17 protein-coding genes and 1 tRNA gene are annotated in these 15,387 nt (G+C 61.4%); 7 read left to right on the plus strand and 11 right to left on the minus strand.

All coding sequences use genetic code 11. The annotated features are described in order from the left end of the window. Positions 1–24: 24 nt before the first annotated feature. The gene (locus tag BUB53_RS13035; RefSeq protein WP_073035214.1) at positions 25–759 is read left to right on the plus strand and encodes a heme-dependent oxidative N-demethylase family protein; all 735 of its coding nucleotides are present in this window, start codon (positions 25–27) and stop codon (positions 757–759) included. A 3-nt stretch (positions 760–762) separates the two neighbouring features. Here BUB53_RS13035 and BUB53_RS13040 read toward each other — a convergent pair whose 3' ends face one another. The 5 genes from BUB53_RS13040 to BUB53_RS13060 all read right to left on the minus strand — a co-directional run bounded on the left by BUB53_RS13040 (position 763) and on the right by BUB53_RS13060 (position 5,455). Then, positions 763–1,479, minus strand: a complete 717-nt coding sequence (locus BUB53_RS13040) for a hypothetical protein (RefSeq protein ID WP_073035215.1) — start codon at positions 1,477–1,479, stop codon at positions 763–765. A 151-nt stretch (positions 1,480–1,630) separates the two neighbouring features. Next, entirely contained in the window at positions 1,631–2,446 is an 816-nt protein-coding gene (locus BUB53_RS13045; RefSeq protein WP_143163212.1) for a lytic murein transglycosylase, read from the minus strand. 132 nt (positions 2,447–2,578) lie between these two features. Then, positions 2,579–3,424: a hypothetical protein gene (locus BUB53_RS13050; protein WP_143163213.1), complete on the minus strand. Its 846-nt coding sequence runs from the start codon at positions 3,422–3,424 to the stop codon at positions 2,579–2,581. A gap of 203 nt (positions 3,425–3,627) precedes the next feature. Next, on the minus strand, positions 3,628–5,034 hold the full coding sequence (gene glnA / locus BUB53_RS13055) for a type I glutamate--ammonia ligase (RefSeq protein WP_073035218.1): 1,407 nt from the start codon (positions 5,032–5,034) through the stop codon (positions 3,628–3,630). An 82-nt stretch (positions 5,035–5,116) separates the two neighbouring features. Then, the gene (locus BUB53_RS13060) at positions 5,117–5,455 is read right to left on the minus strand and encodes a P-II family nitrogen regulator (protein WP_073035219.1); all 339 of its coding nucleotides are present in this window, start codon (positions 5,453–5,455) and stop codon (positions 5,117–5,119) included. Positions 5,456–5,631: 176 nt separating this feature from the next. On the opposite strand from BUB53_RS13060, the gene BUB53_RS13065 reads away from it, so the two are divergent. Beyond that, entirely contained in the window at positions 5,632–7,173 is a 1,542-nt protein-coding gene (locus BUB53_RS13065) for a bifunctional ADP-dependent NAD(P)H-hydrate dehydratase/NAD(P)H-hydrate epimerase (protein ID WP_073035220.1), read from the plus strand. Positions 7,174–7,235: 62 nt separating this feature from the next. Here the strand turns inward: BUB53_RS13065 and BUB53_RS13070 are convergent, their stop codons facing one another. Beyond that, the gene (locus tag BUB53_RS13070; protein ID WP_084729124.1) at positions 7,236–7,733 is read right to left on the minus strand and encodes a Hint domain-containing protein; all 498 of its coding nucleotides are present in this window, start codon (positions 7,731–7,733) and stop codon (positions 7,236–7,238) included. 152 nt (positions 7,734–7,885) lie between these two features. On the opposite strand from BUB53_RS13070, the gene BUB53_RS13075 reads away from it, so the two are divergent. The 3 genes from BUB53_RS13075 to tig all read left to right on the plus strand — a co-directional run bounded on the left by BUB53_RS13075 (position 7,886) and on the right by tig (position 10,387). Next, positions 7,886–7,970, plus strand: a tRNA-Leu gene (locus tag BUB53_RS13075). 226 nt (positions 7,971–8,196) lie between these two features. Continuing rightward, positions 8,197–8,829 (plus strand): VPLPA-CTERM sorting domain-containing protein, encoded by a 633-nt coding sequence (locus BUB53_RS13080; protein ID WP_073035221.1) that lies wholly within the window; start codon positions 8,197–8,199, stop codon positions 8,827–8,829. Positions 8,830–9,055: 226 nt separating this feature from the next. After that, complete coding sequence (gene tig / locus BUB53_RS13085; RefSeq protein ID WP_073035222.1) at positions 9,056–10,387, plus strand: trigger factor; 1,332 nt, start codon at positions 9,056–9,058, stop codon at positions 10,385–10,387. A gap of 149 nt (positions 10,388–10,536) precedes the next feature. Here tig and BUB53_RS13090 read toward each other — a convergent pair whose 3' ends face one another. From BUB53_RS13090 to rpsF, 5 genes are all read right to left on the minus strand, one after another. Next, positions 10,537–11,334, minus strand: a complete 798-nt coding sequence (locus BUB53_RS13090) for an acyl-homoserine-lactone synthase (protein WP_073035223.1) — start codon at positions 11,332–11,334, stop codon at positions 10,537–10,539. A gap of 171 nt (positions 11,335–11,505) precedes the next feature. Further along, positions 11,506–12,207, minus strand: a complete 702-nt coding sequence (locus BUB53_RS13095) for an autoinducer binding domain-containing protein (RefSeq protein WP_073035304.1) — start codon at positions 12,205–12,207, stop codon at positions 11,506–11,508. Positions 12,208–12,621: 414 nt separating this feature from the next. Beyond that, the gene (gene rplI / locus BUB53_RS13100; RefSeq protein WP_073035224.1) at positions 12,622–13,260 is read right to left on the minus strand and encodes a 50S ribosomal protein L9; all 639 of its coding nucleotides are present in this window, start codon (positions 13,258–13,260) and stop codon (positions 12,622–12,624) included. A gap of 12 nt (positions 13,261–13,272) precedes the next feature. Then, positions 13,273–13,500, minus strand: a complete 228-nt coding sequence (gene rpsR / locus BUB53_RS13105; protein ID WP_058291462.1) for a 30S ribosomal protein S18 — start codon at positions 13,498–13,500, stop codon at positions 13,273–13,275. A 28-nt stretch (positions 13,501–13,528) separates the two neighbouring features. Further along, on the minus strand, positions 13,529–13,882 hold the full coding sequence (gene rpsF, locus BUB53_RS13110; protein ID WP_073035225.1) for a 30S ribosomal protein S6: 354 nt from the start codon (positions 13,880–13,882) through the stop codon (positions 13,529–13,531). Between the two features lie 245 nt (positions 13,883–14,127). On the opposite strand from rpsF, the gene BUB53_RS13115 reads away from it, so the two are divergent. Further along, on the plus strand, positions 14,128–14,625 hold the full coding sequence (locus BUB53_RS13115; RefSeq protein ID WP_159437825.1) for a hypothetical protein: 498 nt from the start codon (positions 14,128–14,130) through the stop codon (positions 14,623–14,625). A 150-nt stretch (positions 14,626–14,775) separates the two neighbouring features. Next, the gene (locus BUB53_RS13120) at positions 14,776–15,351 is read left to right on the plus strand and encodes a YceI family protein (RefSeq protein ID WP_073035227.1); all 576 of its coding nucleotides are present in this window, start codon (positions 14,776–14,778) and stop codon (positions 15,349–15,351) included. The last annotated feature ends 36 nt before the right edge of the window (positions 15,352–15,387 follow it).

A 15,387-nucleotide genomic window follows, 5' to 3' on the forward strand; every position in this document is an offset into this window, starting at 1 on the left:
GGACTGGCCGGGTAATGTCGCGCCATGACTGGTATTTTTCAGAAGAGCACCCCCTATGAGGTGAGTGCGCAGAAGCGTTTGCCGGGGGTCGGGCCGCTGGACCCGGCGGACTGGTTGATGGTGGACGATGCCTTTGGCGCGCAGATGGCCGAGCGTGAACGGCTGCTGCGCGAGCGGCGCGGCGATGTGCTGGCCATCATGCCGGAGGGGCGCGCGGCGGCGGAGGAATTGCTGGAATTCGTGCTGGACTGGCTGGCGCGGCATTCGCCGGGCTACGATGTGGCGGCGGATCGTGTCCGGCGGCCCGATGGCGTGACGGTGCAGGTCGACCGGGACGATCCGATGGGGACGCTGGGGCATCTGGTGCAGGAAGATCTGTGCCTGATGGAGAAGCAGGGCGATGAGCATGTTCTGACGGCTGCCGTGCTGTGTTTTCCGGCCAGTTGGCGGCTGTCGGACAAGATCGGGCGGCCCCTGACGACGATCCATGTGCCTGTAGACGTCTATGACGATGCGCTTGCACGGCGGGTGCAGCGGCTGTTCGACGGGGTGCAGGTGGAGCGCCCGCTATGGCGCTTCAACGCGCTGCATTATGCCGATCCGGCATTGTTCCAGCCCGAAACGCGGGACGAGCCGCGCACCGACGATGCGGGCGGCGCCTATCCTTATCTGCGCAGCGAGCGGCAATGCGTTCTGCGCCTGCCCCGGACGCGCGCCTGCGTTTTTTCGATTCACACGTTCTTGCTGGCCGGGGCCTGAGATTCAGGTGGAGACCGGCATGACGTCACGCAGCATCGAGTAGACGAACAGGGAGGCGCCGAGCGCCGGCACATGCAGCATCAGGGTCAGCGCCAGGGTATGGATGGTCAGGCGCAAGGGCTGTGTCGGCTCGGCCCGCGTGGTGAGCCATTGCGTCAGCGGCGAGGCCTGCGCGGTGTCCGAGGAGATTTCGATTTCATCGTCATCGGGGGCGGGGGTGAAGCTCCAGGGGTGTTGGGGCTTCGGCTTGGGCGGGGGATGTGCGCTGCTGTTTTGCGGTGCGGCGGTATCGCAGGGTGTTTGCGCCGACAGCCGGAGCAGGTCGAACACGTCGTCGATCAGTTCGGGACCGACGGTGCGAGAGGCCGGGCCATGCAGGACGGCATGGGCGGGCAGGAATTCCTGTGTGCGATCGACGATCTGGTCGGCGACGAAGCCCAGTGACCCGCCGTCGATCAGCGCATTGCCGGCCTGATCCGAAGGACCGACCGCCGCGATCAGGTGCCACGAGCCGTCATCGTCATCCGGGGGAAGCCAGCCAAGCGCCACGCGCAGGTAATCGCGCTCGATCAGTGCGATATCGTCGCAATCCCAGGTCAGGCTGCGTGTTCTGGCGTCGGCCAGTTGGAAGGACAGGTCGAATTCCTCAACGATATCCTGAAATTCCATGCGCGGACATGCGCGATACTCGAACCCGACGACAATACCATGGGACTGCATAGCGCCAATTCCTGTCAGGGTTTGAACTTTGTCTTACCCCCATAAGGCGGTGCAACTTTGGAGTGAATTTGATGCAAATGAGGCGGAACAGTGAAATCTGCTCCGCCTCGGGGGGGGAATCAGTTGTTTTTGGGAGCGGTCCCGTAAGGGTTCAGCCGCCTGCGTCGATCTCTGCGGCCATGATGGCGATCGCCTTTTGATAGACCCCGGCGGCGTTCCATTCCCTGATCGCGCGGAAATTCGGCTGTCCTTCCTGATAGCCCTGTCCGGGTTGCCAGCCTTTCTGGCGCAGGTAATTCGCGGTGGAGGCCAGGGCGTCGGCCTGGTCGTAGAAGTCCACGCGCCCGTCGCCATTGGCGTCGACCCCGTATTTCAGGGCGTTGCCCGGCAGGAACTGGGTGTGCCCCAGTTCGCCATGCTTGGCGCCGCGCGTGTCGCCGGTGATGGTGCCCTGATCCACCAGTTTCAGCGCGCCGATGGCGTGGGGGACGAAAAACGCCGAGCGGCGGCAATCATAGGCCAGCGTGGTGATGGCCGACACAACGCGGCTGTCGCCCATGAAACCGCCAAAGCCGGTTTCCATGCCGTGAATCGCGATCAGAACGCCGGCAGGCACGCCGTAACGTTGTTCGAGCGCGTTGTAGAACTGGGGGTTGCGGGCCTTGCGCGTGCGCCCCTGGGCCACGATGGTCGAGGCCCCGCGCACCTGCATGAACTTGTCCAGCGAGTATTTGAAACTTTTCTGGTTGCGGTCGGCGGCGATGGTGCGGCTGGCGTATTGGGCATTGGCAAGGGCCTGAAGGCCGCGGTTTCCAACGCCTGCGCGGGCGGCTTCCTGTGCGAAGGCCGCTTTCCAGGCGGCAAAGCCCGACCCGTTATTGCCGCAGGGGGCGGCGGTGGCTGTGCCGGGCAACAGGCCGAGGGCGAAAAGGGAAAAGGCGGCGATCGGGCGGGACCATCTGGACATCATCGGGCGCTCCTGCAGAAAAAAATCCTGTCGTGGTGCAACTCTAGCCGAGGGGGCGGTTTGCCTCAAAGGCAAATCTGGTGTCCGGCCGCCGCGGGGCGGCGACCGGAGGACCGACAGGCCGCGGCCCGATCAGGACAGGAGGCTCCGGACCGCTTCCATGGCCTGCGCCGTGGTTCCGAAGGTCTGGAACGACAGGAAGGTGCCGGTCAGGGCCGCCGCCTGCGCCGCAAGCCGCGGGTTTTCGCCTTTGATGAGATTCACCAGCAACAAGGCGATGCCGACGGGCAGCGAGAACAACAGGACCGCATAGGCCATGAGCCATGCGGACAGACGTTGCGGGGCGCTGAGGGGGGGCTCATCCGGATTGATCTGCGCCGGGCGCGCCTTGCCGGTTTTAGCGGCTTCGAGATCGGCGTCGGCCTCGCGGAAGAAGCTGCGCAGATCGGCCAGTTCGGACGCACAGGCGCGTGTGCGGTCGGCATCGTGCCCCATGGTCACCTTGGCCGTTCCGCGCGCCAGGCGCGCGCCCGCCGGTTGGGCAGAGCCCGGCAAATCCGTCGTCATCAACAGGAAGTCCGCGGAGCTGAGCAAGCGGCTGTGACCGACCCAGCGGATGTAGTCGGCGGACATCTGCCAGTGCAGATCCTTCAGCACATGGGTCAGGACCATGTCGTTGGTCATACCCTGCCCATCCGTGGTGGAATCCTTGTCGTCCTGGGCGATGTCCAGTGTCAGCACCCGGGGCACCTGTCGGGAGAATTCGTCGACAAAGGCGTCGTGTTCGATGCCGATGCGCATCGTGTGGCAGCAACTGGCCACGATCGCGCTGTCGTCCGATTGCACGCGGGTGCCGGTAATCCTGTGGCCTATCCGCGCGAGGGCGACACGCACGCGGTTGGCGGTTTCGACAATGTCGATGTCTCTCGTACCGAGAAATACCAGTCCTGCTGTAACCCATGTTCGTTCATTGGTCATGCTCATGCCTGTTTGCAGGGTTTCACTATGGTTTCCCTACGCCGACAAGTGGAAGATGGTTTGTTTCAAATATGGATACATTGGGGCAATCGGCCGGAAATGAGCGGATTGTTGCCATCTGGCGGATTATCGCCCAGGGCGCGGCATGAAAAAGGGCGCCCCGCGAAGGGCGCCCTGATCGTTTCACTGTCCCGTTCAGGTGATCAGCAGCTGTAGTACAGCTGGAATTCGATCGGGTGCGGGGTGTGTTCGTAGGCTTCGACCTCTTCCATCTTGAGGGCGATATAGCCGTCGATCTGATCCTTGGTGAACACGTCGCCGGCCATGAGGAAGTCGTGATCGGCGGCCAGGGCGTCGAGCGCCTCGCGCAGCGAGCCGCAGACGGTCGGGATGCCTTCCAGTTCTTCGGCGGGCAGATCGTAGAGGTTCTTGTCCATCGCCTCGCCCGGATCGATCTTGTTCTTGATGCCGTCGAGACCGGCCATCAGCAGGGCAGCGAAGCACAGGTACGGGTTGGCCGACGGATCGGGGAAGCGGGCCTCGACACGCTTGGCCTTGGGGCTTTCCGTCCACGGGATACGCACGCAGCCCGAGCGGTTGCGGGCCGAGTAGGCGCGCAGAACGGGGGCTTCGAAGCCCGGGATCAGGCGCTTGTAGCTGTTGGTCGAGGGGTTGGTGAAGGCATTGAGCGTTTTCGCATGCTTCAGGATGCCGCCGATGAAATACAGCGCTTCCTGGCTGAGATCGGCGTATTTGTCGCCCGCGAAGAGCGGCTTGCCGTCTTTCCAGATCGACATGTTCACGTGCATGCCGGTGCCGTTGTCGCCGTAGATCGGCTTGGGCATGAAGGTGGCCGACTTGCCATAGGCCTGCGCGACGTTGTGGATGACGTATTTGTATTTCTGAAGTTCATCCGCCTGTTCGGTCAGCGTGCCGAAGATCAGGCCCAGTTCGTGCTGGCAGGAGGCCACTTCGTGGTGGTGCTTGTCGACCTTCATGCCGAGGCGCTTCATGGTCGACAGCATTTCGCTGCGGATGTCCTGCGCGTCGTCGATCGGGTTGACCGGGAAATAGCCGCCCTTGACGCCCGGACGGTGGCCGGTGTTGCCCATTTCGTACTGGGTGTCGGTGTTCCACGAGGCGTCCATCGCGTCGACCTCGTAGGAGACCTTGTTGATGGTGTTCGAAAAGCGCACGTCGTCGAACAGGAAGAATTCGGCCTCGGGGCCGAAGAAGGCATTGTCGCCGATGCCCGAGGATTTCAGGTAGGCCTCGGCCTTTTCGGCGGTGCCGCGCGGGTCGCGGTTATAGGGTTCGCCGGTATCGGGTTCGACGACCGAGCAGTGAATGCAGAGGGTTTTCTCGGCATAGAAGGGATCGACATAGGCCGACTCGCAGTCGGGCATCAGTTTCATGTCGGAGGCTTCGATGGATTTCCAGCCGGCGATCGACGAACCGTCGAACATGAAGCCTTCTTCAAGGAAATCTTCATCGACCTCGTCGGCGATCACGGTCACGTGTTGCAGTTTGCCGCGCGGATCGGTGAAGCGGATGTCGACATACTCGATGTCTTCTTCCTTGATCTGCTGAACGATAGCTTTGTGGCTCATCCCTTATGTCCCTTTCTGTCTGGGTCGCGTTTCGGGTTTGGATCGGGGCGCCGGTGTGGCGCCGGTAACGGGTGTTCGGGGCTCAGAGCGCGTCCGAGTCGGTTTCGCCGGTGCGGATGCGGATCGCCTGTTCGACGGGGCTGACGAAAATCTTGCCGTCGCCGATCTTGTCGGTGCGGGCGGCTTCGACGATGGCCTCGATGGCCTGGTCGACCTGATCGTCGTCGATCACCACGTCGATCTTCACCTTGGGCAGGAAATCGACCACATATTCGGCGCCGCGGTAAAGTTCGGTATGGCCTTTCTGACGGCCAAAGCCCTTGACCTCGATCACGCTGAGGCCCTGAATACCTGCCTCTTGCAGGGCTTCTTTCACCTCGTCCAGCTTGAACGGTTTGATGATCGCTTCGATCTTCTTCATGGCTCGGCCTCCTCGCCCTTCGGTGTCTTGCTGGTTTGCAGACCACTTCTCAGGGGGGCTCTCAATCGGATAGGGTGGCGGCGGGCCTGAGTGTGGGCCTGTCGCGCAATGAATGCATAAAATTTAGGCAATCAGCCCGCATTGTGGGCGGAAATGAATCGCGAGGGCGGGAAACCATGACGGAATTGCTGACAGCCGCGCTGATGCGCGCCATCGAACGGGCAGCCATCGAGTCGGGCGAGGTGACGGGGCTGGACCTGATGGAGCGCGCCGGGCGCGGTGTGGTCGAGGCGGTGTTCGAGGAATGGCCCGAGCTGGCCAAGGCCCCGCATCGGGCGGTGGTTCTGTGCGGGCCGGGCAACAATGGCGGCGACGGATTCGTGGTGGCGCGGCTGTTGAAGGACTGGGGCTGGGAGGTGGAGGTGTTTCTCTATGGAGACCCCACGAAGCTGCCGCCGGATGCCAGGGCGAATTACGAGCGGTGGCGGAAGATGGGGGAGGTTGGGGCGATCGAAGACGCGCCCCGGTTCGCGCATGAGGCGGATCTGTTCGTTGATGCGTTGTTTGGTACAGGGTTGGCGTGGCCCTTGGAGGGGGCGGCGTTGACATGGGTCACGGACCGAGAGGCGGACCCGAACGCCCAAGCCAAGACCGTGGCCGTGGATATACCCTCGGGGCTATGTAGTGATAGTGGGCGTGAATTGGGGCACAATGGCGCGACGGTTCTTGCATCTCTCACGGTATCATTTCACGCGGTAAAACTTGGCCATTACCTGCAATGGGGGCCATTCAAATGCGGACGCACTGTTGTTGCGGATATTGGTTTGCGTGCCGACATGCCGCGCGACAGGGTACGTGTTGTCGATGCGTCGCATTCAAAATTCTTCGATAAGGCGGATGGCGCGCACAAATACACCCACGGCCATGCGCTGATCCTGTCGGGCGGCGCGGGGCGCACCGGCGCGGCGCGGTTGGCGGCGCGGGGGGCGCTCAGGATCGGGGCGGGGTTGGTGACGCTAGGGGTGCCGGGATCGGCGCAGATGGAAGTGGCCTGTCAAATCACCGCATTGATGCTGCGGCGTGTGGAGGATGGCGAGGCGCTGGCCGGGGCGTTGGAGGACGAGCGGCTTAATGCGCTGTGCCTGGGGCCGGGGATGGGGATGGAGCGGGCGCGGGACCTGGTGCCGGTGGCGGTGCGCGCGCAGCGCGCACCCTACGTGGTACTGGATGCCGATGCGTTGACGGCGTTTGCCGACGATCCCGAAGCCCTGTTTGCGATGCTGCATGACAAATGCGTTCTGACGCCCCATGGCGGAGAGTTCGCGCGGCTGTTCCCGGACATCGCCGAAAAGCTGCATGCGCCTGCGGTGAACGGACCGGCCTATTCCAAGGTGGATGCCACGCGCGAGGCGGCGAGGCGGGCGGGCTGCGTGGTGCTGTTCAAGGGGCCGGATACGGTGATTGCCGCGCCCGATGGGCGGTGCAGCATCAATTCGGCCCAATACGAGCGCGCCGCCCCGTGGCTGGCGACCGCCGGGGCGGGGGATGTTCTGGCGGGGTTCATCGCCGGGCTGTTGGCGCGGGGGCTCGCGCCGATGCAGGCGGCGGAAACGGCGGCCTGGCTGCATGTGGAGGCGGCGCGCGCCTTTGGCCCCGGATTGATTGCCGAGGATCTGCCCGAGATGTTGCCGACCGTCCTGCGTGATCTGGGGCTGTAACGGCAAAACGCCCCGTGGCCGGAACCGGCGGCGGGGCGTCGGATGGGCGGTGTCGCCGGGATTTATGCGGCTTTTGCCTGTGTGGACTGAACGATCTGTCCGGCCACTTCGATCCCGTCGACATAAAGGATATGCGGGCGGTCGAATTCCAACTGGATCACGATGAGGTTTGCGATGCCCTCGCGGCGAATGAATTCACCGTCGATCAGCCGTTCCGCAGGCACCAGCGCCTGACGGGCGCCGAACATCGCCTCGGCGCGCCAGTCCCTGACCAGAACACCCTGTCCGGCGGGCAGGATCATGTCGCGATCGGGGCGCGTATCGCCAAGAGATCCGGCCTGAATGACGATGGCGTCGGCCTTGATGCGGCGTTTGCGGATATTGCGGACAATGGCGGTGCCGGCATCGCGGGTGATGATGCGGTCGCCGGGCCTGACATCGCTGACGGCCTTTTCGCCATCGAGAGTCAGGATGATCGAATTGGCCATCAGGCCCGCGTCTTCCATGGGGGTATGGACGGAATTTTCACCGTGTGCCCGCCCGACCGTTTTCGGTTTCATGGCGTTTCTCGCTATGTTACTGCCTCAGTTTTTTCCCAGAATATGGCAAGAATGGGTTAATGTCGTGCCTTTTTTGCGGGAGGAAGGCGCTTTTTGCTGTGATTTTTCCTCTCGCATCCGATTTGCGGCTTTGCTAAGAGGCGGTCTCACGTGCGGGTGTGGCGAAATTGGTAGACGCACCAGATTTAGGTTCTGGCGCCGCAAGGCGTGGGGGTTCAAGTCCCTCCACCCGCACCAAGTTAACCCATTGAAATCAAAGAATGCCCTTGCAAATCAGGGCCTGTGGCCGGTTTGTGGTTACAGCTTGGGTTACAAAAGGCGGTTTGCGGGATCGACCGCGTCGGTCTCGATTATCTTGATGCGCGGCGGGGGTGTCGGGTCTGCCGGAAAAAATTGACAGGGCGCAGGCGAAAGCGCAGGCTTAGGTGATTATCATATATGCATTCACAGATCGGATAGTCTCATGCGACTGAAGGCATTGATCGTCGGGCTGGCGTTTGTGCTGGCAGCGGGACCGGGGCAGGCGGCCACATTGTTCAGTGTGGATGGAAACCGGGATGCGACCACGCCAATCGGTGAAGGCGCGCCTGACAAGGGGGCGGCCCAGACGTTTGAGGTGACGCAGACGCTGACCGACGTCGCCTTTTCCTTTGATATGACCTGCAATAACTGCGCGGGGGAATTGCGGCTGATCTCGGGGCGAATGAGTCCGACGGCGACCATTTTCCAGGAAATTTTCGACACGACCTATACGGGGTGGGAGGGGGCGCAGTCGGCACTGTCGGGGCTGACGCTTATGCCCGATACCTACACGCTCATCATGACGATGACGACGGGCAATGGCGGTTGGCGGGGAACCACAAGCCCGTCGATCACCGGCAGCGCGATCACTGCGGAAAACGGGTATCTGGTGCTCAACGACGTGGACCCGAACTTCGTGCCGTGGTCGGGCACCACACCATATGCGGATGCGATGCTGAAATTCACGGTTACCGGCAACGTCGCCACCGCGCCAGTGCCGCTGCCGGCCTCGCTGCCGTTGCTTTTGGCGGCGCTGGCCGGTCTGGGATTGATCCGGCGGCGGGGCAGGGGCTGAGCGTTCGGCGCGGTGACGTTCCGGGATTGCGGTTGACGGTTTTCAGCGCGGGGTCGTTCAGGGTGCCGGTTCGCGGCTGCGCCCCCTTGAGCCGGTATCATTCTACAGTTCGTGAATGCGGCGGGGCAGACTCTGCTTGCGTCCGGGCGAAGCCAACCCTAGAAGGGCCACTGATTTTGACCGCCGCGGACGCCTCCGCGGCCCGATGCTATGGATGAGGACGACTATGCAGGTCACCGAGACCCTGAACGAAGGGCTGAAACGCGCGTACACAATGATCCTGACCGCCCAGGAACTGGACGACAAGGTCACCGCGAAACTGAAAGAGGCCCAGCCTGAAATCGAAATGAAAGGCTTCCGCAAGGGCAAGGTGCCCCTGCCGCTGCTGAAAAAGCAGTTCGGCCAGCGTGTGCTGGGCGAAGCCATGCAGGAGGCCGTCGATGGCGCGATGGCGCAGCATTTCGAAGACAAGGGCGAGCGCCCGGCCGCCGAGCCTGCCGTCAAGATGGTCAACGAGGACTGGAAAGAGGGCGACGATGTCGAAGTCGAGATGTCGTATGAAGCGCTGCCCGAGATTCCCGAGGTGGACCTGAGCACGATCAAGGTCGAGCGTCTGGTCGCCAAGGCCGATGACGAGGCGGTTGACGAAGCGCTGGCCAATCTGGCCGAGAGCGCGCAGGACTTCAAGGACCGCAAGAAAGGCACCAAGTCGAAAGACGGCGATCAGGTCGTGATCGACTTTGTCGGCAAGGTCGATGGCGAGGCGTTCGAGGGCGGTTCCGCCGAGGACTATCCGCTGGTTCTGGGCTCGAACAGCTTCATCCCCGGTTTCGAGGATCAGCTTGTCGGCGTGAAGGCCGGTGAGGAAAAAGACGTGACCGTCACCTTCCCCGAAGAGTACCAGGCCGAACATCTGGCCGGGAAAGAGGCCGTGTTCGAGTGCAAGATCAAGGAAGTGAAAGAGCCCGTCGCCACCGAGGTGAACGATGAGCTGGCCCAGAAATACGGCGCCGAAAGCCTTGACGACCTGAAGGGCCAGATCAAGGAGCGTCTGGAAGCCGAATACGCGGGGGCGGCACGCGCCGTGCTGAAGCGCAAGCTGCTGGACGAGATGGACAAGCTGGTGAGCTTCGATTTGCCCCCCAGCATGGTCGAGGCCGAAGCCAAGCAGATCGCGCATCAGCTGTGGCACGAGGAGAACCCCGATGTTCAGGGGCACGATCATCCCGAGGTCGAGCCGACCGAAGAGCACAACACGCTGGCCGAACGCCGCGTGCGTCTGGGGCTGCTGCTGGCCGAACTGGGCCAGAAGGCCGAGGTCGAGGTCAGCGATGCCGAGATGACGCAGGCCGTGATGGAACAGGCCCGTCAGTATCCGGGGCAGGAGCGCCAGTTCTTCGAATTCGTTCAGAACAACCCGCAGATGCGCCAGCAACTGCGTGCGCCGATCTTTGAAGAGAAGGTCATCGACCATGTCATCGGGCTGGCCGAAGTCAGCGACAAGGACGTGTCCAAGGCCGATCTGGAAAAGGCTGTCGAGGCTCTGGACGAAGAGTGAGCCCGAAACCGGGGCGCTGTTCTCTGGTCGTCGTGGAATGAATGCGGGCCGCCCCTGGATGGGGCGGCCCGTTCCGTTCTTGAGTCAGTCAGCCGGGCAGGGGAGATAATCCACACCGGCAAACCTGCATGGCCTTTCGATGGGGTGGGTCAGGCGTTGCAGTCGCGACCAGAACGAAACATCTGGGATATCTTTTCCTGTAAGGCCAGTGCAGCCTGCCGTTCGTCATCGGTGGCGGCAGCGGCGACCTGTTCGTCACAGTAATCGCGCAGTTCCGGTGTCATGGCGTCGCCGGCAGTACGGGCGGCCAGTGCATCGGCGACTTCATTTTCGTCGGCAAAGATGTCTCCGGTGATGCCGGCGAAGTTACGGATGCGCGCGATACGCTCTTGCGTGATGTCGCTGAGCGCGGCAAGGGCCTTGGTCTTGCCCATCTGGACGGTTTTCCCGATATAGCCGTAAGGGGCATTGTCGCAGCGCTTGAGGATGCGGTCCATCGCCGGGTCGACGACGCTGATCACGTCGCTGATGCCGGATTCAAAGGCGTATTCCGCGATGCCCGCCATCAGTTCGCAGGCGGTGTAGGATACGCTGCGGGAATTGCCCGGACGCTTGAGGCGTTCGGTGTCGATGCAGAACCGGGTGTTTTCCCAGATTGTCGCGCTGCGCAGGGGCGGTTCCCCGCACAGGATGTCCTGGAACACGTCGGTCAGCATGTGCGGCCCGGTGGTTTGCAGCATCCGGTTGCACCCCACGACATTGTAATCGTCATCGAGTGCGACAAGGTATGCAGGATCGAGATCGTCGAACAGATCGAATTCACGGCCATTGCGCACGGTTACATCCCAGCCCATCCGATCATGGAAAACGCGGGCGCGCAGTTTGAACATGTCGTCAATAACCGGTCCGAATCGATGGCGGTTCAACGCGTCAATAACAAGGATCATGGCGTTTGTTCCCCAAAGTGGTGGTGATTGGGGAAAGGATATCAAGGGATCGTTCCTGTGGAATTAGGGAAATCCCGTAGTTTGGGGTGCTCGGGAAAGTTTTTTTCCTGAAATGCATTCCAGCCCGAGGATGCCCCCGTGGGCGTTGCGTGTCATGTTTTCGTTACTGAATCAACCGGGAAGTATCAGCCCCAGGCTGACGGCGCGTCCGACGGCTTGTGCGGTGCTGATGGTGCAGAGTTTCTCGCGTGACGACCGCAAATGCACTTCGACGGTACGTGGCGAGATCGACAGGATGTCACCGACATCCTGTTGCGACTTGCCTGCCGCCACCCATTGCAGAATCTCCAGTTCCCGCGATGAAAGGTTGGGATGCCGCAGGGTTTTCATCAGGGGTTCGGAATTCATCACGGTGTCATGCAGATGCACCGCATTGTTCAGAAGGCTTCCGATGATCTCCCGCTTCAGGCGGGCCCATTCGGTTGCGGTGGTCGAGGTGCAGGCGCAGAGCAGGCCGGTTTCGCCGAACATTCCGCGGATTGGAACCGTCACGCCCTGCGAGGGCAGGCCGAAATCATGGGCGTCGCGAAATACCCTGTCGTAGTTGGTGTCATTGGTCAGACGATTCCAGTCGACGGGGGCGACGGACCGCGCCGCCGAGCGAAGCGTCGGATCGAATTGTTGCAGGCCGTGATGGACGTAATGGGCCTTCCACTCGTCCGGGTAGGTGGTGAACCCGTGCATCTTGCCCGAGATCGGGTTGACCGCGAAATAGGTTGCGTGCTCGACACCAAGCGTATCGCACAGCTTGTTCAGATGCGCGACGAAATCACGCTGCCCGTCGGGCGTACTGGCCAAGTCTATCAGATCCATGCGCTTGTTCATGTCGTATCGGGGGCGCAGGGGCGCCCTCTCCTCAGTTCAGCGTTTCGATCACCCTTACCGGGGTCAATTTATACAAACACCATCGGGAATACCAAGATGGCAGGAATGTCGTGATACACTCGTACAGGTCTTGTCGCCTTGGATTACTGCTTTACGGGGTGCACGAACGTTGACTTGAAACAGCGAGAGACCGGTCGGCAGACAGGTTAGCGTTAATTATAACGACATATTGCGGCATTGTCTTGGCGCTTGGGGAGCGGATTCCAGCCGACGCAAAGAATCGCCGTCAGACAGATGAAAACCTGATAAAGCAATACTTCCGGACCGCCGGGCATCGGAGCCGAATGAAAAGGGCCGCGCGACACTGCCGCGCGACCCGGATTCTTTTCGGTAACGTCTGGATCAGGCGTTGTCTTCGTCGTCCGATGCGTCCTGCTCGGGCAGGACTTCTTCGACCGTTTCGGCCAGATCTTCGTCGTCCGATGCGGCGCTGCCGATGTCTTCGAAGAGTTCCGCGATTTCATAATCGGCGGCGGCTTCTTCTTCTGCGGCGGCGTCCTGAATGCTTTTGCCCGACGCTTGCAGTTCGGCCTCTTCGGGCGAACGGGCGACGTTCAGTTGCATGTGCACCTCGACCTCGGGATGCAGGTGCACCTCGACGTCGTGCAGGCCCAGGGTCTTGATCGGCTGGCGAATCAGAACCTGCTTGCGGTCGAGCGAGAAGCCTTCCTCGGTGGCGACGGCGGCGGCGTCACGGGTCGAAACCGAACCGTAGAGGTTGCCACCGTCAGAGGCCTGACGAATCACGACGAACTGCTGACCATCCAGCTTTTCGGCCAGTTGCTCGGCTTCCTTGCGGGTTTCCAGGTTGCGGGCTTCCAGCTGCGCTTTCTGATCTTCGAAGCCTTTGATGTTGGCCTCGGAGGCCGACAGGGCCTTGCCCTGGGGCAGGAGGTAGTTGCGGGCGAAACCGGGCTTGACGTCGACGACATCGCCCATCTGGCCCAGCTTGGCCACGCGTTCGAGAAGGATAACTTGCATGATGCTCTCTCCTTACTTCACGGCGTAGGGCAGCAGGGCGAGGAAGCGCGCGCGCTTGATGGCGCGGGACAGCTCACGCTGCTTCTTGGCCGAAACGGCGGTGATGCGCGACGGCACGATCTTGCCACGCTCGGAAATGTAGCGTTGCAGAAGCTTCGTGTCTTTATAGTCGATCTTGGGTGCGTTGTCGCCCGAGAAGGGGCAGACCTTGCGGCGGCGGAAAAACGGTTTTGCAGCCATGGTTTAGTGTCCTTTCTTCAGGCGGTTATCAACGGCGCTCGCGACGGCTGTCGCGATCTTCCTTCTTCTGCATCTGGACCGAGGGGCCCTCTTCGTGCTCGTCGACCTTGATGGTCATGACGCGCATCACATCGTCATGCAGGCGCATCAGGCGTTCCATTTCCTGAACGGCCGGCGCGGGGGCGTCGGTTTTCAGGAAGGAGTAGTGGCCCTTGCGGTTCTTGTTGATCTTGTAGGCCATCGTCTTGACGCCCCAGTACTCGCTGTCGACGATCTTGCCGCCGTTGTCGGACAGAACGGTACCGAAATGTTCGATGAGGCCTTCGGCCTGCGCGTTGGACAGATCCTGGCGCGCGATAAATACATGCTCATACAGCGGCATGTGATCTCCACTTCTTTCAAGGCGCATTTCAAAGGCGGGCCATATCCTTCCGCGGCCCCGCCACGAGAGACTGCGCGGTTCAAACCTCGTGCGGAAGGATGGGCGCGTATACGATGGATCGTGTCGTGGCGCAAGTGGCCGCATTGCTTATGACGCATGTCCCAGAATTTGTCTGCGCTTTGCCCAAATCGCGCCTCAATCACGGGGTTCTTTCAAGGTTAACAAATCATGAAAGGATGCTCGTCGTGGTTGCGCTGCATGAATTGTCGAATATCGATCCCGACACCCTGATTGAAAGGAATGCCCGTTGCGCGCTGCGGGGCAAGGCGGCGCTGCGGCGGGCGATGAAGATGGGCTTTGGCGCGGCTTTTCTGATGGCGTCAGTCGGGTTGTGGGTGTTCCAGGCAGGCGCGGGGGACGGCGCGATGCAGTTGATCAAGCTACTGATCTCGGGCGTGTTGCTGATCATCGGGTTGTTTTGTGTCAGCGGTCTGGACGAGCGCAGCGATGTTCCCGAAATACATATCGACCCCATGAACCGGCAACTTCGTATCGTGAAGGTCGACAGCGAGGGAATGGCGCGGATATGTGCCACTCATGCGTTTGACGATCTGGCCGAAATCGCGTTGCGTGACGGTTTGCTGACGGCGCGCGATCATGAGGGGTGCGAACTGTTTGCCATTCCCGTGGACGATCCATCGGTCGTCGAGGCCCTGCGCGATACGATGCAATTGCGTGCATGAGGCGCATATAATCATGGCGATCTGCGCCTTTGTGCAGGCGAATGTTCGCTGATCCACACGTTTTGTTGAATTTAACAGGATTGCCCGAGCCGGAATTACCCCATTTATTGCGTCTGGAACTGTAATTTCTATTCCCGAGGGAGAGACGTAATGAAGACACTGCTTTTGACCACCGCCCTGACCGTAGGTGCCATGCCCGCTTTGGCCGCGCCGGAGCAATACAATCTGGACCCGAGCCACAGCCAGGTCGTGTTCTCGTACAATCACCTCGGCTATTCCACGACCTACGGGATGTTCGCGGGGTTCGAGGGCGAAATCATGTTCGACGAGGAAGACCCGGCGAACTCTTCGGTCAACGTGGCGATGCCTGTGCGCTCGATGTTGACCGGATGGGAGGAGCGGTTCGAGCATTTCATGTCTGACGATTTCTTCGGTGCGTCCGAAGGGGACATGGTGACGTTTACCTCGACGGGGATCGAAGTGACCGGCGATACCACTGCCGAAATCACCGGCGACCTGACCATGAACGGCGTGACCAAATCGGTCGTGCTGGACGCCAAGCTGAACAAGATGGAAGGCCACCCGATGATGGAGGGTAAGCCCTGGGTCGGCTTCGACGCCACCACCACATTGATGCGCAGCGACTTCGGCATGGATTTCGCCGTGCCCGCCGTGTCGGACGAAGTCGAGGTCATGATCTCGATCGAGGCTGGAAAAGCCGAATAACACCGGCTTCCGGGAATGCAGCAAGGGCCAGCCTGA

This window comes from Roseovarius pacificus (assembly GCF_900142665.1).
Classification (GTDB): Bacteria; Pseudomonadota; Alphaproteobacteria; order Rhodobacterales; family Rhodobacteraceae; genus Roseovarius; species Roseovarius pacificus.

What these genes read in the sequence shown, in the direction of transcription:
- BUB53_RS13035 (WP_073035214.1), top strand. Translation starts at nt 25, where the DNA reads ATGACTGGTATTTTTCAGAAGAGCACCCCCTATGAGGTGAGTGCGCAG.
- BUB53_RS13040 (WP_073035215.1), bottom strand. Translation starts at nt 1,479, where the DNA reads ATGCAGTCCCATGGTATTGTCGTCGGGTTCGAGTATCGCGCATGTCCG.
- BUB53_RS13045 (WP_143163212.1), bottom strand. Translation starts at nt 2,446, where the DNA reads ATGTCCAGATGGTCCCGCCCGATCGCCGCCTTTTCCCTTTTCGCCCTC.
- BUB53_RS13050 (WP_143163213.1), bottom strand. Translation starts at nt 3,424, where the DNA reads ATGACCAATGAACGAACATGGGTTACAGCAGGACTGGTATTTCTCGGT.
- glnA (WP_073035218.1), bottom strand. Translation starts at nt 5,034, where the DNA reads ATGAGCCACAAAGCTATCGTTCAGCAGATCAAGGAAGAAGACATCGAG.
- BUB53_RS13060 (WP_073035219.1), bottom strand. Translation starts at nt 5,455, where the DNA reads ATGAAGAAGATCGAAGCGATCATCAAACCGTTCAAGCTGGACGAGGTG.
- BUB53_RS13065 (WP_073035220.1), top strand. Translation starts at nt 5,632, where the DNA reads ATGACGGAATTGCTGACAGCCGCGCTGATGCGCGCCATCGAACGGGCA.
- BUB53_RS13070 (WP_084729124.1), bottom strand. Translation starts at nt 7,733, where the DNA reads ATGAAACCGAAAACGGTCGGGCGGGCACACGGTGAAAATTCCGTCCAT.
- BUB53_RS13080 (WP_073035221.1), top strand. Translation starts at nt 8,197, where the DNA reads ATGCGACTGAAGGCATTGATCGTCGGGCTGGCGTTTGTGCTGGCAGCG.
- tig (WP_073035222.1), top strand. Translation starts at nt 9,056, where the DNA reads ATGCAGGTCACCGAGACCCTGAACGAAGGGCTGAAACGCGCGTACACA.
- BUB53_RS13090 (WP_073035223.1), bottom strand. Translation starts at nt 11,334, where the DNA reads ATGATCCTTGTTATTGACGCGTTGAACCGCCATCGATTCGGACCGGTT.
- BUB53_RS13095 (WP_073035304.1), bottom strand. Translation starts at nt 12,207, where the DNA reads ATGGATCTGATAGACTTGGCCAGTACGCCCGACGGGCAGCGTGATTTC.
- rplI (WP_073035224.1), bottom strand. Translation starts at nt 13,260, where the DNA reads ATGCAAGTTATCCTTCTCGAACGCGTGGCCAAGCTGGGCCAGATGGGC.
- rpsR (WP_058291462.1), bottom strand. Translation starts at nt 13,500, where the DNA reads ATGGCTGCAAAACCGTTTTTCCGCCGCCGCAAGGTCTGCCCCTTCTCG.
- rpsF (WP_073035225.1), bottom strand. Translation starts at nt 13,882, where the DNA reads ATGCCGCTGTATGAGCATGTATTTATCGCGCGCCAGGATCTGTCCAAC.
- BUB53_RS13120 (WP_073035227.1), top strand. Translation starts at nt 14,776, where the DNA reads ATGAAGACACTGCTTTTGACCACCGCCCTGACCGTAGGTGCCATGCCC.